This is a genomic window from Rhizobium lusitanum, assembly GCF_014189535.1.
In the GTDB taxonomy this organism is placed as follows: domain Bacteria; phylum Pseudomonadota; class Alphaproteobacteria; order Rhizobiales; family Rhizobiaceae; genus Rhizobium; species Rhizobium lusitanum_C.
Genome location: NZ_CP050307.1, coordinates 1,488,903 through 1,502,742 on the forward strand (window position 1 = coordinate 1,488,903; position 13,840 = coordinate 1,502,742).

A 13,840-nucleotide genomic window follows, 5' to 3' on the forward strand; every position below is an offset into this window, starting at 1 on the left:
TCCGCACGAAACACACCCGCATCGGACATAACATCGGGCCATGCGCGCCTATGATGCCTATTGAATCCGTTATAAGGGCAAAAAATATGCAGATAATGTTCGAAATATCATTCGCATAATTATACGAATTATCATTCGAATAAACTTTCTCCGTAAATATTATTTCAATATCAAATAGATACCGAAAATAATTTGGAATTGGCACAGCAATTGCTTGATAGACCCCGAGAATTCATGGGAACAAAAATGAAAATGGGGATCACATGAAAAGCCTTGAGGAAATCTTGAAAGCGGGGCTTGCCGCGGCAATCGCCACGCTGATCGCCACCTCCGCACAAACCGTTGCGGGCGCGGCGGAGAAGACGCTCCCCGACACCGATGTTGCAAAGCTGCCCGGCGTCGTGCTGACGAAGAAACTGGCGGAAGCCTTACCACCGGCCATCAAGACTTCGGGCATCCTGAAGGTCGCCACCGACTTGACCCCACCGATCAGCTTCCACGCCGACGATGGGAAGCTTGTCGGCATTGACGCAGATATCGCTGCGGCGTTGGGCATCATTCTCGGTGTGAATGTTCAAATGACCGATGTCGGCGCGGGAGCGGCAATCGTCCCCTCGATTTTGTCCAAACGATTCGACATCTCGATCTCCGGGATCAACGACGATCCGGAACTGGAAAAGCAGGTCGACGTCATCGACTACATGTATGACGCGACCACGATCATGACCATCAAGGGCAATCCTCTCGGCATCAAGAGCATGGCTGATTTGTGCGGCAGGAAAGTCGCGGTTCCGGTCGGCACCTTCCAGGCAAAACTGGTCGAAACGGCTTCGGCCAAATGCTCGGCTCCGATCAATATCATGGCGATCCCGAAGATGCCCGATGTCCTTCAGGCTGTCCGCACCGGTCGGGCCGACGCGACCGTCAACGGATATGCCACCAGCGTCTACACGACGGAAAACCAGACAGGGAACGGCAAGGGCCTTGAGGCACTTCCCGATATCCGCCTGGCCGTCGGCTACCTCGGCATGCTGACCGCCAAGGACAATCCGCAACTGCGTGACAGCGTCGTTGCCGCCCTGCAGCAAATGGTGGACTCCGGAGCCTACGAGACCATCATGAAGACGTGGAGCCTCGGACCGCTGGCCGTGAAGACCATCAAGGTCAATGATGCCGCAAGCATGCCAGTGGATTGACGACCATGGCGCTGTTCATCGCTCAACCAATCACTCTTTCCCATGCCCCACGCAGCTCGCGGCAGATCCAGTGGGGGCAGATCGCAACGGGTGCCATCGCGATATCCGCGATGGCGTTCTTCGCCCTGATCGTGGGCCAAAGCCAAAGCATTCAATGGTCCGAGATTCCGCACTACCTCGTGCACCCCTCTATCCTGAGCGGCGTGCTGCTGACGCTTGAATTGACGGCGGGTGCCATGGTGTTCGGCATCGCGCTTGGATGCGTGCTTGCCGTGATGGCCACGAGCGAGAACCTGGTCCTCAAGGTCATGGCCGCCGGTTTTGCCTGGTGGTTTCGCGGCGTGCCGCTGATCGTCCAGATATTCTTCTGGTTCAATATCGCTCTCTTCATTCCACAGGTCGGGATCGGGAGCTTCAGCATTTCGATCAACGATCTGGTGACACCTTCACTCGCAGGGTTTCTGGCGCTCGGGCTTCACGAAGCGGCAAACATGTCCGAGATCATCCGTGGCGGCCTTATGTCCGTCGATCGCGGACAGCGCGATGCGGCTGCCACATTGGGTTTAAGGCCGGTGCAGCGGTTGCGCGCAGTCATCCTGCCGCAGGCGGCCCGCCTCATCATTCCGCCAACCGGAAACCAGGCCATCGGCATGCTGAAGGCCAGCGCCATCGTCTCGGTCATCAGCATACAGGATTTGCTGACACAGGCGCAGGCGATCTACGCCCGGAACTTCCTGGTCATCGAACTGCTGTTCGTCGCCTCGATCTGGTACCTCGCGATCACCTCGCTCGCATCGATCGGCCAGCATTTCCTTGAACAGAGCCTTCAGCCGAAGGGTTACGGCTCTGCGAAGAAAGCGCGCGTGTGGTGGCGACGCACGCCATGAACGCCGCGACATCGACAATCATCAACCGTCCAATAGCACCAAGGATCGCCAGTGAAGCGCATCCGATCAGGAAACAGCAAAGGAGTTTGACATGAAATTGGGTATAGACGGGCTGAAGCTGCCTGAAGCGAAGAAGCGCGGCCCGCTCGCAAGTCTCAACCACGTTAACGAACTTGGCCTGGCTGGCATCTTTTTCAGTGCTGTGCTGGATATGAGCCCTGACCTCGACAGCGGCATGCTCCGCGACATCAGGGCGAAGGCCGACGAGCTCGGACTTTACCTCGAGAGCGGCCTTGGCAAGATCAACCCTTACTGCAGCGCCGAGGCTCCGGAGCTGAGGGCCATCGGTGGAGGTGACATCATCGCCGGCCTGACCCGGATGATCGAAGCGAGCGCCGCCATCGGCTGCCACGAGCTTTGGGTCGCACCGGGCAACTTCAAGGCCGAATATCGCGGTCGACTGGCCAATGACCGCTTCCGCACCGACGTGACCTGGGAAGAACAGTTGCTCGGGATGGAAAATGTCCTCCAGAAGCTGGCTCCTGTCGCGCGTGCCAACGGCACACATATGAACATCGAAACGCATGACGAGATCACCTCCTTCGAGATTTTGCGATTGATCGACAAGGTCGGCGCCGACTGCGTCGGCGTCGTGTTCGATACGGCAAATGGACTGCAGCGGGCAGAGCATCCGGTCTTCGCCGCCAAGCGCCTGGCCCCCTATGTCCGCCAAACGCACATCAAGGATGCCTATGTCGGTCGCGCTCCCGGCGGTCTCGATTTCCAGACACGGCCCTGTGGCGGCGGTATCGTCGATTTCGCGGCGATCCTTCCGATTCTTGCGGAGGCCAACCCTGCGCTGAACCTTTCGCTGGAAGTCGCCCAGTCCGTCGACGACAAACGCCGCAAGGCCAATCCACGCCAGTGCATCGAAATCGACGACCCGATCTGGAGAGCCGGCCACCCCGACCTGTCACCGGGCGAACTAGACGCCTACATGGCCATGGTCGACGCCTACGAAGAGCGGGTCGCATCCGGTGAGGTTCCGGATTGGGAAGCCTACGAAAGCACCCAGTACGGCTATCCGACCTACGAAAACCAATCCTATGGCTTCAACGATGCGATCGGCTTTATCAAACGATCGGCCCGCCATATCGAGGCGCTTTGCGCCGACAAGGGGATCGCCTTGTCTTCGTCGTCAGCAAAACAGAAGGCAGCTTAGTCCTGAGATACGGAGGGTTGGCAAAAACTGACGCCAACGTTTCCAATTTGAATTGCCGTCCAAATTCGCAGCTTGCGCAGAAACATTCTTATGGAAATAATTACGGTGGAAAGATATTGAGTGCGGCGGGTTACCGGACACGCAAGAGATACCGAGGCTTGAAGTGGTGAAGGCAATGAGGAAGACGCGTCGTCAAAGCGCCAAGGCGATCCCCGCGGCCAACGGGGCGACGGAGAATGCTGATAACAACGACGACGTTTCGGAGCGCATCCGCGCGACGCTGGCCGCCGCCATTGGCGAAGGCGCACTCAAGCCGGGCACCAAGATTCTGGAAGAAGCGATTGCAGAGCATTTCGGCGTCAGCCGAACGGTCGTGCGCGGCGCATTGGGCGTTCTTGAAAGCGACCATCTCCTGGAGCGGAAGAGAAACCGCGGCACCTTCGTCGCTGAACCAAGCATCGCGCAAGCCAGGAACCTGTTCGAGGCCCGCCGAAAGCTCGAGGGACTTCTGCTTGAACTCGTGATCGCGCGGGCGACTGAAGACCAACTGGATGCTCTTCAAAAACTGACGGACGAGGAAGAGCACATCCATCATCATGGCGATGAGAAATCCAAGACGGTTTTGTCGGGCAAGTTTCATATCGTGCTCGCCGAAACCGCCGGAAATCCCGTGCTGACGGAAATGCTCTCGAAGATCGTCGCACGGCTCTCACTGGTCATGGCCTTGTACGAGGAAGAGCGCAAGGACGACTGCGGCGCAGACCACCATCGAATGATCGTCGCTGCCCTAAAGGCAAAGGACTTGGCGAAGGCGCAGCAACTGATGGATCATCACTTGGCCGATATCGAGGGCCGAGTACGGCTGACCGAGGGACAAGGCGACCGGCACACCTTTCTGGCCGTGCTGGAGAACTTTTCCTGACACTGGCGAATGATTGTTGAGAGCTGGTGGTCTTGATGGGATTAGAACCTGAGATCCGTGTTCGATTACAAGGCTGTATGGCGTAGACAGCAATTGCGGATTCAAACAATTGATACTAGAATACTAAAGTTGAGAGCGTATGTTGTGGAATGAGGGAAATATTCTACGGCGCGAGCGCTAGGGATCAGTCCCGCGTATCGCCTGCGATCCATCTCTCGAGCGCTCTCGCCTTCGATTCCAGATCGCGGCTCTTACCCGCAAGCTTTTCGATCGCGGCGATAGCGAGGTCGCTCGCGATATAGTCCGATTTATGCCCGAGATTGTGGACGACCAGCAACTCCGCACCGCCTATGTCGCGCGCGAGATGGCGCGCATGAACGTCAGGAGAAACGATCTCGTCCGCATCTCCCGTGATGATGACGGTGGGCGCTTTGATTTCGTGATATCGCCTGGAGGCGATCCTTGCCCAATTGCTCAGCGCAGCGATCTCCTGTGCGTTGTGACGAAAAGCTGCGGGCCTTAGGGCCTGCAGGGCTTTGATCTTTTCGATATAGTCGGGAGGTGGCGAATTCGGTGCGAAAACCTCCTTCGTTGCCCGATCGATCGCCAGAAGTCCGAGCGGTGGAGCGATAAGGGCGCTGAACAGTTGCCCCGTAATCGGCACCCGCGCCGCTTGGTAATACCAGGCGACACCACCCGGCCACGGATAGACGGCCGGTGACAGAAACACGAGCCCGACCACCATTTCCGGATGGCGGACCGCAAGCGCCGCGGCAATGGCGCCGCCGAACGAGTGGCCGACGATAATCGCCTTGCGGATGCCACGTTTTTCCATCAGGCGAGCTATTGCATCCGCCTGGCCATCGGGGAGGATATTCTCACGTCCTCCACTATCGGAACGTCCATGACCCGGCCGATCGAGAAAGAGCAACTCCGCCCTGCCCTCCAACTTTTCCCGAAACGACAGCATCGGATCATAGAGGCTTGTACTCGCGCCATGGATGAAGACGATCGGCGGAAGGTCGGCCTTTCTGGTCGCGCCGACAAGAACACTGTTGAGCTTGAAGCCGCCGACATCGATGCGGACTTGTCCGTCCGGTAGTTCGGCGGCCATCGCGGAAATGCCGAGAATATTCATTGCGAAAATCAAAGTGATGAGAATGGGGATAGGCCGGAAAATACGGTCGGTCATGATCTCTCTGGATAGGTTCGGCATCAACGCCGTTGACAGCTAGAGACGAGACGAAGAGCAGACGTAAATAGTTTCAGTACCGCCGCGAAATATCATCGCGGTGGCTGGAAGCACCCCTTTCCTGCGGGGGAAGGTCAAGACCTGCGGGCGACGCCGCTCGCGATTACCGGACCGGTGGGCAGGCCCGTCGGCGAACCGCCAAATGGTTCTAGGCTGACGGCGAATGTCGCGCCCTCGGACATATTGCCTCGGAGATCGGCCGGGATCACAAGCTCGCCATCCGCGCCCGGCTGGAAGACGCCGAGCGACTTTGGATTGCCGCTGCCCGGCACCAGCCAGAGCTGCAGAGACTTCTCCTCGGTCCCGCTGGCGGCGACCGGCACGATGTGCAAACGGCCGCTTGCGGCATCATATGAAGCCAGCAGATTGACCTGATTGTTGGGAGCGGAAAGTTCCGCCACCAGTGGCGTCGCGCTGTGCGTCGTTGGAACAACACCAGACGTATAAACCAAAGCGATGACGGCGATGGCAGATGTCGCGACCCAAAGCCGGCGCCAGAAAATAGCGGAACTCCAGAGGCCATGAGAGGGCGCTGTCAACTCAGTTGAACCGAACAGGCGCCGCTCGATCTGCGTGAAGACGGCAGCCCTTGGCGTGACGTCCTCATAATCGTCGTTGAACGACGCAAAGTCCGTCTGCCATCGTTCAATGACTGCGGCAAAGGCTCGATCATTCGCGATACGCTGCTCGACCCGGCGCCGCGCTTCGATCGACAGCACGCCGAGTACATATTCGCCGGCCAGGATTTCGTCCTGCGCGCGTCCACCTTGACCTTGATCGCCCGATGTCATCGCTGCATGCACTCTCTGAGTTTGAGTAGGCTCCGGCGCAGCCATGTGCGCACGGTATTCAAGGGAACCTTCAATTCGTCCGAAAGCTCGAGATAGCTTAAACCTTCGACATAAGCGCTCCGAACCGCGCGGGCACGCACTGCATCCAGTTCCTGCATGCAGCGATCGATCCGGCGGCCTTCGTCAGCGATCGCCACCTGCTGCTCCGGATCGGGGCTATTCTCGTCGGCAAGATCATAGGCTTCGTCGAGATCGTCGGCCACGGGCTTTCTTGCCCGGATCGTATCGATCGCATGATTGCGCGCGATCGAGGCCAGCCAAGAGGATGCTGTCCCGGCACTCGTTGCAAAGGTTTTGGAGCGCTGCCAGACCTTGATATAAATTTCCTGAAGAGCTTCCTCCGCGTCGGGCCTGTCTTTCAGAATACGGAGACATATCGAGAAAAGTTTCGGGTTCGTCGCCTGATACAATGTTGCGAAGGCCGTGCGATCTCCCATCGCGACGTGATTGATCAGAGCTGCGATCTCATTGCTTTGCATTCGGAAAAAACCTTCTCGCCCTCTATATATAGAGACCGAAGATCTGGAAAAACAAGCCGCATTCGTAGCAGAAATATGGCGTTGACTGATAGCGAAGAGGGGCGGCGTCAAGTCGCGAGCGTCAGCCATCAGGATTGCCCGCGTGCTGTCTTATCGCACCGTTGATCCCACTCGTGATCCATTGGCCGGCACCGGAGGCGAACGCTGAAAGGAAAGTACCCCAGATAAGGTCCGCCACCGTCAGCGACGTCGACCAGTTCTTCAGCGTTGCCTGATTGGTGAGATCATAGGTGGCGTAGGCCGTGAACCCCAGCGCCGCGCCATGGAAAACTGCCGTAGCCAACGAGCTGAATGCCAGTCCTGGGCGAACGGCAAAGAACGTCAGCCCAGCGATATAGACGAGATAGAAGAGCACGGCGGGTGCCAGCCGAAAATCCGGGGCCAGCATATCGCCCATCGCCGGTCGGTAGAGGCGATCTGCCATGGTGCCGAGCCAAACGGAGTCGATCGCCACAAAGACGGCCAAAGTGACGATATAGGCGATGATGTAACTCTTGATGGAAAGCTTCGGCATGGCTGCACTCCGTTTGGCTAGTTGATGCGCGCCCAATTGACGTCCTTGCAGAGAAGCCCCGCCAGCACGCAGCCTCTCGTGGTCATCGTGTCGCCCTTGACGCTCACGCTTATTTTGTAGGTCATGTTGCGCTGGGGATCGAAGGCCGTGCCTGAATATTCGCCGTTCGAAACTGGTTTGATCGTCATCGTCAATATGTCGCCGGCCTTCTCGCTCGGAGTGCCGGGCTTGATCCAGGTGTTGGTGGCGCAGATGTTCGATCCGCATGGCGCGATCCTCACCTTGGCATTGCCATCACCGCGCGCCCACTGGCCGTCCATGCCGGCTGCATCGGCCATGGTCGCAAAACCAAGGCTCAACATTGCCGCCATCGTTAGAATCCGCTTCATGTCGATGCCTTCTCTCATGCCGCCGCCCCTTGCGCCTCGGAATGCTCGATCGTGTAGAAACCGACGTTGATGGCTCCCTCTTCGAAGCCGGCTTCGCAGTAACAAAGGTAATAGTCCCAAAGCCGCCTGAAGCGCTCGTCGAAACCGAGAGCAGCGATAGCCGGCCAGTGCGCATGAAAACGCACCCGCCACTCGGCGAGGGTGCGAGCATAGGATTTGCCGAAATGCTCGGTCTCGGTGAGCCTCAGGCCCGCTTTGGCGACCTCAGCCGCAAGTGCGGAATCGGACGGCAGGAAGCCGCCGGGAAAGATGTATTTCTGGATGAAATCCGTATCCCGACGATAGGTCTCGAAACGGCTCTCCTCGATTGAGATAATTTGCAGCACCGCACGACCGCCCTGTTTCAGGCAGCGCTTCAGCGTCTGGAAATAAGTTGGCCAATAGGCCTCGCCGACCGCTTCGAACATCTCGATCGAAACGATGCGGTCAAACTGTCCGTTCGTATCGCGATAGTCCTGCAGCCGAAGATCGATCTGCTCGTCCTGGCCGGCCTTAAACACCGCATCCTTCGCCCAGGAGAGCTGCGACGGCGAGAGCGTGATGCCAGTCACTTTCGCATCCGCTTTGCAGGCAAGATGCGTGGCAAGAGCGCCCCAACCGCAGCCGATCTCAAGAATTGTCTCGCCGCCGCTCAAGGCGAGCTTTTGGCGAACCCTCTCGAGCTTGCGCTGCTGGGCGGCTTCGAGCGTCGGTGTAGCCGAATCCCAGATTGCCGATGAATAGAGCATCGAAGGATCGAGCCATTCCTTGTAGAAGTCATTCCCGAGGTCGTAATGCGCCTCGATATTCTTTCGGCTGCCGCGCTTTGTGTTGGCGTTCAGCAGATTTCCCAGCCTATAGAAGAGCCGCATCAAAGGAGTTCCATGGATCGCCGGGGCAAGCGCCTCACCGTTCCTCGCCGCAAAGCGGATGGCTGCTGTGAGGTCCGGCGTTGCCCAGTCTCCATGGATGTAGCTCTCGGCAAATCCGATGTCGCCGCCGGTCAGAAGACGGCGCAGCATGCGCCAGCGTCTCACGACGATCGTAGCGTCCGGCCCGGGTTCCGATCCGGCTTTCTCGATCAATGCGCCTGATGGCAGCTCTATTCTCAGCCGTCCATAACGGATATTGCCAAGCAGACGCTCGAGCAACCTGCCGCCAAAACCGAGCCTGTCCGTTTCGGTGGAAGCATCGAGCGGGATACCGGGGAAATCTTCAAGCGAACTCATAAACCTCGACCTTGCTGTGTGTGGATGCTGTGTGCGGATGGGGGACTGACAAGGGAGACCGGCTTTTCCGGCGGGCGCGGGTGTTCGCGCAGACGAATGCCTTTCAGCCAGATCTTGAGAGCTTCCCAATGGATGCCTCCGATCACCCTGAGTGTCAGGAATGGGATGGCGATGAAGGCTTTGAGCAAGGCTCTGTCCGAGAGCTCCACGCGCCGCGCGACGTGCCGTGCTGTCAGCACCAGGCCCTTGTCGTCGAACGTGTCGATCCGGATCGCCAGCTTGTTCGTGGGCGGAGAAACATGGAACGTGTAGCGGAGATCCATGTCCATGAACGGTGAGACATGGAATACCTTGTCGCAATGCTGGACGATCGCGCCGCCGATTTCATCCTCGACGGGGATCATGTAGCCATGGCGCTCGCCGAAGGTGTTGTCGACCTCCCACAGGATGGCCCCGAGCTGCCCGCTCCTGTCGTAACAGAAGAAGACGCTGAGCGGATTGAAAGCCCAGCCGAGAAGCCGCGGCATGGTCAGGAGCCGGATCGGACCACCGTCTGGCTCGACGCCGGCCGCTCGCATGGAGTGTTCGACCTGCGCGCGCAGGTCCGAGCCCGAGCGGTCGCCGCGATCCCTGCGGTAAAATGAAAAAGATTGAACCGGTCGACGGAGAACCAGCGCAGCCGGCGATCGAGTTCATCAAGTTCATCGAGATCGATCAGCAGTGAATAGATGCGATAGGCGAGCTTATGCACCTTCGGTGTCAGCCGCGCATGCGTCACATGGCCGGGAAACAGTGCCGATTGCAGTTTGGCCTTCATGCCAACACCTCTTGCGTGGTGGGATCGATGACCGGCTTGCGGACGATCCGGGCGCTGTCCTGCGCCACCTGCCAGGGCCGGCGCAGGCCGCCGAGATCTTCAGCCACGGCAAGTCCTGCCTGTAGACCATCCTCGTGGAAGCCGGAACCGAAGTGCGCGCCGCAGAACCATGTGTTGCGGATGCCCTGCAGCGACCAGATTTCCTGCTGTGCCCGCTCCGTACCCATGTCGAAGACCGGATGTTCATAGACCTCGCGGCGGATAATCGTCGCCTCGCGCGGCGCGCGGCGTGGATTGAGCGTCACGAAGACCGGCGGCGCCTGGCCGAGCGGCTGCAGCCGGTTCATCCAGTAGGTAATCGACGGCTGGGTCGGCGCCTCGCGCGTATCGGCCAGATAGTTCCAGCTCGACCACGCGGCGCGGCGCTTCGGCATGAGACCGGTATCGCCATGCAGGACCGCTTCGTTGCGAGAATAGGAGAAAGCCCCGAGGATGCGCTGCTCCTGCCGGCTTGCGTCAGTCAGCATTCGCAACGCCTGGTCCGCATGGGTGGCGATCACCACATCGTCGAAGACATTCCGCCCGCCATGGGCGTCGATGATCTCCACGCTATCGGACATCCGGCGGATCGCCCTTACCGGTGTCGAGAGCCGGATGCGGTCGGCGAACCCGCTCGTCATCCGCTTCACATATTCACGGCTGCCACCCTTGACCGTGCGCCAGATCGGGCGGTTCCAGAGTTCAAGCAGACCGTGATTGCGGCAGAATCTCACGAAGTGCGCCGCCGGATACCGGCCGACCTCCATGGCCGGTGTCGACCAGATGGCCGCCGCCATCGGATAAAGGTGGTCATCGCGGAAAGCGCGGCCATAGCCGTTGCGCAGCAGATAATCGGCCAGCGAGATGCCGCCCATCGTTGGCAGATCGCGCGGCGCATTGCGATAGAACCGCACGAGATCGCGCATCATCGACCAGAAGCGCGGGTTGATGACATTTGATTTTTGCGCGAACAGCCCGAACCCGGTACCGCCGGAATATTCATAGGCGCCGTCGTTGAGCGATACCGCAAACGACATGCTGGAAGCCACCGTCGGGACATCCAGCGTGCGAAACAGTGCGGTAAGATTGGGATAGGTGACCTCGTTGTAAACGATGAAGCCAGTATCGACCGAAATGCTGCCGGCTGTACTGTCGAAATCCACCGTATTGCTATGGCCACCGACACGATCGGCCGCTTCAAAGACGGTGACGTCATGGCGCTGCGACAGCAGCCACGCCGCCGAGAGACCTGAAATGCCGGTCCCCACGATTGCGATATTCAGACGTCTGCCGCCTGTGTTCCGGTCGTGATAACCCATGAAATCCTCTCTTCCGCGCGATGATCCCAGCCGTGTCTTCGGCCGCTTCGAAACAGTTACGAGAGGTTTCCGCGGCGAGTTTCACGGAGCCGACATTTTTTCGATCGAATTTCTTGAGGCGGGACGAAACTAGTTTCCCCTGCACTCCGTAGATGCGGGAACGAGCGCAATGATGCATCCCGCAACGCGAGGGGTTTGATGGACTACCTTCTTCTGGCTTTCATCGCGATCTGCCTTTCCCTTGCAATGACGGGCGCCTGGACAGTGCAGCGCGAGACCGGCGCGAGCGGCTGGGTCGATACGATCTGGTCATTCGCGGTCGGGCTCGGCGGCATTGGCGCGGCGACCTTCGCCGACGGCGCGTTTGACCGGCGCGTTGCGGTCATCACCATCATCGCCGCCTGGTCGCTCAGGCTCGGCTACCATATCGGTGCGCGCACCAGAGGCGGTGGCGAAGATCCGCGCTATGCCAAACTTGTCGAAGGATGGGGCGATTCGGCGCCCTGGCGTCTTTTCGTCTTCCTACAGGTTCAGGCGCTTGCTGCCTTCATACTCGTGCTTGCCGTCTATCTCGCGGCCGCCAACACCGCGCTCTATCCACGCGCATCCGATTTCATCGCCATCCTGGTCGCAGTCATAGCGCTCGGCGGTGAAGCAATCTCGGACGTACAGCTTGCTCGCTTCCGCAAGACGCCGGGCGCCAAGACTGCAGTCTGTGAGATCGGATTTTGGCGTTACTCCCGTCATCCCAATTACTTCTTCGAATGGCTCGGCTGGTGCGCCTGGCCGCTCTTCGCGCTCTCCGTAAGTCCCTGGAGCTGGCTTTCCCCGCTTGCGCCGGCGCTGATGTACTGGCTGCTGGTCCACGTCTCCGGCATCCCACCGCTCGAAGAACACATGCTGAGATCGCGCGGCGAAACGTTCCGTGGACTGCAGATCCGCGTCAACGCCTTCTTCCCCGGCCCCCGCAAACCCCAATCCCGCCAACAAGGAGACTTGCAATGAACATGCTGGCTTTTGCCATCAACACCGCAGAGCGGACCCCGCTCACCGACGGCATGACGCTCGCCGGCATCGATTTCCTCTGCGGCCGTACCAAGCGAAAATTGGCTGCCGCGTCCGAGGAAGCGGAACATGCTTTCCTCGAGACGATGAAGCATTTCCCGGTCGCCACCCATACCGACGACGCGAACCGCCAACATTACGAAGTGCCGGCCGAGTTCTTCTCCCTGGTGCTCGGACCGCAACGGAAATATTCAAGCTGCTTTTATCCAAGCACCGATACGACGCTTGCCGAAGCGGAAACTCATGCGCTCTTGCAGACGGTCAAGCATGCCGACATTCAGGACGGCATGAGCATCCTCGAGCTTGGCTGCGGCTGGGGTTCCTTGTCGCTCTACATGGCGCGGCGTTTCCCGAATGCCCGGATCACCTCCGTCTCCAATTCGGACTCGCAACGCCAATATATCCTGCAGCAGGCGAAACAGCGCGGTTTGGGCAATCTCTCCGTCATCACCGCTGACATGAACGATTTCTCCGCTGGTCAGACCTATGACCGCATCGTCTCGGTCGAGATGTTCGAACACATGTCCAATTGGCGCATCCTTCTCGAACGGGTCCGTATCTGGCTGAAACCCGAAGGCAAGCTTTTCCTGCATGTCTTCGCGCACAAGGATCGCTCTTATCGCTTCGACCATTCCGACCCCGCCGACTGGATCGCCCGCCATTTCTTCACCGGCGGCATCATGCCGGCTTTCGACCTACCTCACCGTTTCGGCGATCTCTTCAAGGTAGAGCAAGACTGGCGCTGGTCCGGCACGCATTACCGCCGCACGGCTCTCGACTGGCTCGCAAATTTCGACCGGGAGATAGACCGCATTCAGCCGATCCTCAAAAGTGTCTACGGTAGGGATGCCTCGCTGTGGCAGCGCCGCTGGCGCCTGTTCTTCCTGGCGACCGCCGGCCTGTTCGGTCATGAAAACGGCGATATCTGGGGCGTCGGCCACTACCTTATGACGCCAGTTGCCTGATGTCAGGGCTTAGAACATCCCCGGATTCCCTCACCCGGGCGAGCATCACGATCGCCTGGGTGATCATAGCCAACAAGCCCTTCTACCCGCTCTATGTCTGGTGGCTCCTCGGGAATGGCATTGTGGCTTCGCTGTTCACGCTGATTGCAGCCCCCTTCTTCCTGGCTATCCCGTTTCTTGCAAGCCGATCGCCGCTTGCCGCCCGCATCGCGCTGCCTGTCATAGGCACGATCGATACGCTCTTCGAGACAAAGCTGTTCGGTGCCGGATCGGGCACTGCGCTTTTCCTGGCACCCTGCATCATGCTCGCGGCGCTGTCATTTCATGCCGAAGAGAAATGGTGGCAGCGCGGCGTGACCGCCTTCATCTTTTTGGTTTTCGTCATCTCTCGGATGTCTGTTGGTGAACCATTTCACACCTGGGCGGACGCGGACCTGTCGATCTTGCTCAACCTCAATGCCTTCGCGGTCGCGAGCCTGATGGCTTTCATCGCGCTTCGTTACGCTGGCGTCCGATAAATTTCATTTATGAGGCTGTGAATCGGCTCCGAACATTCACCCCATGAGCGTCCACGACAACCATTTGGAACCGCTTA

Annotated in this window: 14 protein-coding genes and 1 pseudogene; 7 read left to right on the forward strand and 8 right to left on the reverse strand. The window is 58.9% G+C overall.

Translation table 11 applies throughout. The annotated features are described in order from the left end of the window. The first annotated feature begins 263 nt into the window (after window positions 1-263). The 4 genes from HB780_RS09900 (at window position 264) to HB780_RS09915 (ending at window position 4,227) form a co-directional block, all read left to right on the forward strand. Window positions 264-1,196 carry an ABC transporter substrate-binding protein gene (locus HB780_RS09900; protein WP_183687306.1) on the forward strand — a complete coding sequence of 311 codons (933 nt, stop codon included), beginning with the start codon at window positions 264-266 and terminating at the stop codon, window positions 1,194-1,196. Between the two features lie 5 nt (window positions 1,197-1,201). Next, window positions 1,202-2,083 (forward strand): amino acid ABC transporter permease, encoded by an 882-nt coding sequence (locus HB780_RS09905; protein ID WP_183687308.1) that lies wholly within the window; start codon window positions 1,202-1,204, stop codon window positions 2,081-2,083. Window positions 2,084-2,174: 91 nt separating this feature from the next. Continuing rightward, window positions 2,175-3,305, forward strand: a complete 1,131-nt coding sequence (locus HB780_RS09910) for a sugar phosphate isomerase/epimerase family protein (RefSeq protein WP_183687310.1) — start codon at window positions 2,175-2,177, stop codon at window positions 3,303-3,305. 175 nt (window positions 3,306-3,480) lie between these two features. Then, window positions 3,481-4,227 (forward strand): GntR family transcriptional regulator, encoded by a 747-nt coding sequence (locus HB780_RS09915; protein WP_183687311.1) that lies wholly within the window; start codon window positions 3,481-3,483, stop codon window positions 4,225-4,227. Between the two features lie 184 nt (window positions 4,228-4,411). On the opposite strand, the gene HB780_RS09920 is transcribed toward HB780_RS09915, so the two are convergent. From HB780_RS09920 to HB780_RS09955, 8 genes and pseudogenes are all read right to left on the reverse strand, one after another. Further along, window positions 4,412-5,419 (reverse strand): alpha/beta fold hydrolase, encoded by a 1,008-nt coding sequence (locus HB780_RS09920; RefSeq protein ID WP_183687313.1) that lies wholly within the window; start codon window positions 5,417-5,419, stop codon window positions 4,412-4,414. 134 nt (window positions 5,420-5,553) lie between these two features. Next, window positions 5,554-6,270, reverse strand: coding sequence for an anti-sigma factor (locus tag HB780_RS09925; RefSeq protein ID WP_183687315.1), 717 nt, complete (start codon window positions 6,268-6,270; stop codon window positions 5,554-5,556). Further along, window positions 6,267-6,809 carry a sigma-70 family RNA polymerase sigma factor gene (locus HB780_RS09930; protein ID WP_183689675.1) on the reverse strand — a complete coding sequence of 181 codons (543 nt, stop codon included), beginning with the start codon at window positions 6,807-6,809 and terminating at the stop codon, window positions 6,267-6,269. Before HB780_RS09930 ends, HB780_RS09925 begins: the two co-directional genes overlap by 4 nt. Before the next feature lie 121 nt (window positions 6,810-6,930). Continuing rightward, complete coding sequence (locus HB780_RS09935) at window positions 6,931-7,368, reverse strand: DUF2177 family protein (protein ID WP_183689676.1); 438 nt, start codon at window positions 7,366-7,368, stop codon at window positions 6,931-6,933. Between the two features lie 32 nt (window positions 7,369-7,400). Then, a complete protein-coding gene (locus HB780_RS09940; RefSeq protein ID WP_183689677.1) occupies window positions 7,401-7,772 on the reverse strand; it encodes a DUF2147 domain-containing protein in 372 nt (123 codons plus the stop codon). A 14-nt stretch (window positions 7,773-7,786) separates the two neighbouring features. Then, window positions 7,787-9,040 (reverse strand): SAM-dependent methyltransferase, encoded by a 1,254-nt coding sequence (locus HB780_RS09945; RefSeq protein ID WP_183687317.1) that lies wholly within the window; start codon window positions 9,038-9,040, stop codon window positions 7,787-7,789. Continuing rightward, window positions 9,037-9,857: pseudogene (locus tag HB780_RS09950) on the reverse strand (DUF1365 domain-containing protein). The gene HB780_RS09945 and the pseudogene HB780_RS09950 overlap by 4 nt, the downstream one beginning before the upstream one ends. Continuing rightward, a complete protein-coding gene (locus HB780_RS09955) occupies window positions 9,854-11,215 on the reverse strand; it encodes an NAD(P)/FAD-dependent oxidoreductase (protein WP_183687319.1) in 1,362 nt (453 codons plus the stop codon). Before HB780_RS09955 ends, HB780_RS09950 begins: the two are co-directional and overlap by 4 nt. 198 nt (window positions 11,216-11,413) lie before the next feature. Here HB780_RS09955 and HB780_RS09960 point away from each other — a divergent pair, with 198 nt between their 5' ends. From HB780_RS09960 to HB780_RS09970, 3 genes are read left to right on the forward strand one after another with little or no spacing between them, the layout of a single operon-like run. Then, window positions 11,414-12,220 (forward strand): DUF1295 domain-containing protein, encoded by an 807-nt coding sequence (locus tag HB780_RS09960; protein WP_183687321.1) that lies wholly within the window; start codon window positions 11,414-11,416, stop codon window positions 12,218-12,220. Further along, on the forward strand, window positions 12,217-13,245 hold the full coding sequence (locus HB780_RS09965; protein ID WP_183687323.1) for an SAM-dependent methyltransferase: 1,029 nt from the start codon (window positions 12,217-12,219) through the stop codon (window positions 13,243-13,245). Before HB780_RS09960 ends, HB780_RS09965 begins: the two co-directional genes overlap by 4 nt. Continuing rightward, complete coding sequence (locus tag HB780_RS09970; RefSeq protein ID WP_183687325.1) at window positions 13,245-13,763, forward strand: hypothetical protein; 519 nt, start codon at window positions 13,245-13,247, stop codon at window positions 13,761-13,763. The genes HB780_RS09965 and HB780_RS09970 overlap by 1 nt, the downstream gene beginning before the upstream one ends. Window positions 13,764-13,840 lie beyond the last annotated feature (77 nt).

Bases quoted from the DNA above. Each gene is read 5' to 3' on its own strand.
- HB780_RS09900 (WP_183687306.1), top strand. From the start codon at position 264: ATGAAAAGCCTTGAGGAAATCTTGAAAGCGGGGCTTGCCGCGGCAATC.
- HB780_RS09905 (WP_183687308.1), top strand. From the start codon at position 1,202: ATGGCGCTGTTCATCGCTCAACCAATCACTCTTTCCCATGCCCCACGC.
- HB780_RS09910 (WP_183687310.1), top strand. From the start codon at position 2,175: ATGAAATTGGGTATAGACGGGCTGAAGCTGCCTGAAGCGAAGAAGCGC.
- HB780_RS09915 (WP_183687311.1), top strand. From the start codon at position 3,481: ATGAGGAAGACGCGTCGTCAAAGCGCCAAGGCGATCCCCGCGGCCAAC.
- HB780_RS09920 (WP_183687313.1), bottom strand. From the start codon at position 5,419: ATGACCGACCGTATTTTCCGGCCTATCCCCATTCTCATCACTTTGATT.
- HB780_RS09925 (WP_183687315.1), bottom strand. From the start codon at position 6,270: ATGACATCGGGCGATCAAGGTCAAGGTGGACGCGCGCAGGACGAAATC.
- HB780_RS09930 (WP_183689675.1), bottom strand. From the start codon at position 6,809: ATGCAAAGCAATGAGATCGCAGCTCTGATCAATCACGTCGCGATGGGA.
- HB780_RS09940 (WP_183689677.1), bottom strand. From the start codon at position 7,772: ATGAAGCGGATTCTAACGATGGCGGCAATGTTGAGCCTTGGTTTTGCG.
- HB780_RS09945 (WP_183687317.1), bottom strand. From the start codon at position 9,040: ATGAGTTCGCTTGAAGATTTCCCCGGTATCCCGCTCGATGCTTCCACC.
- HB780_RS09955 (WP_183687319.1), bottom strand. From the start codon at position 11,215: ATGGGTTATCACGACCGGAACACAGGCGGCAGACGTCTGAATATCGCA.
- HB780_RS09960 (WP_183687321.1), top strand. From the start codon at position 11,414: ATGGACTACCTTCTTCTGGCTTTCATCGCGATCTGCCTTTCCCTTGCA.
- HB780_RS09965 (WP_183687323.1), top strand. From the start codon at position 12,217: ATGAACATGCTGGCTTTTGCCATCAACACCGCAGAGCGGACCCCGCTC.
- HB780_RS09970 (WP_183687325.1), top strand. From the start codon at position 13,245: ATGTCAGGGCTTAGAACATCCCCGGATTCCCTCACCCGGGCGAGCATC.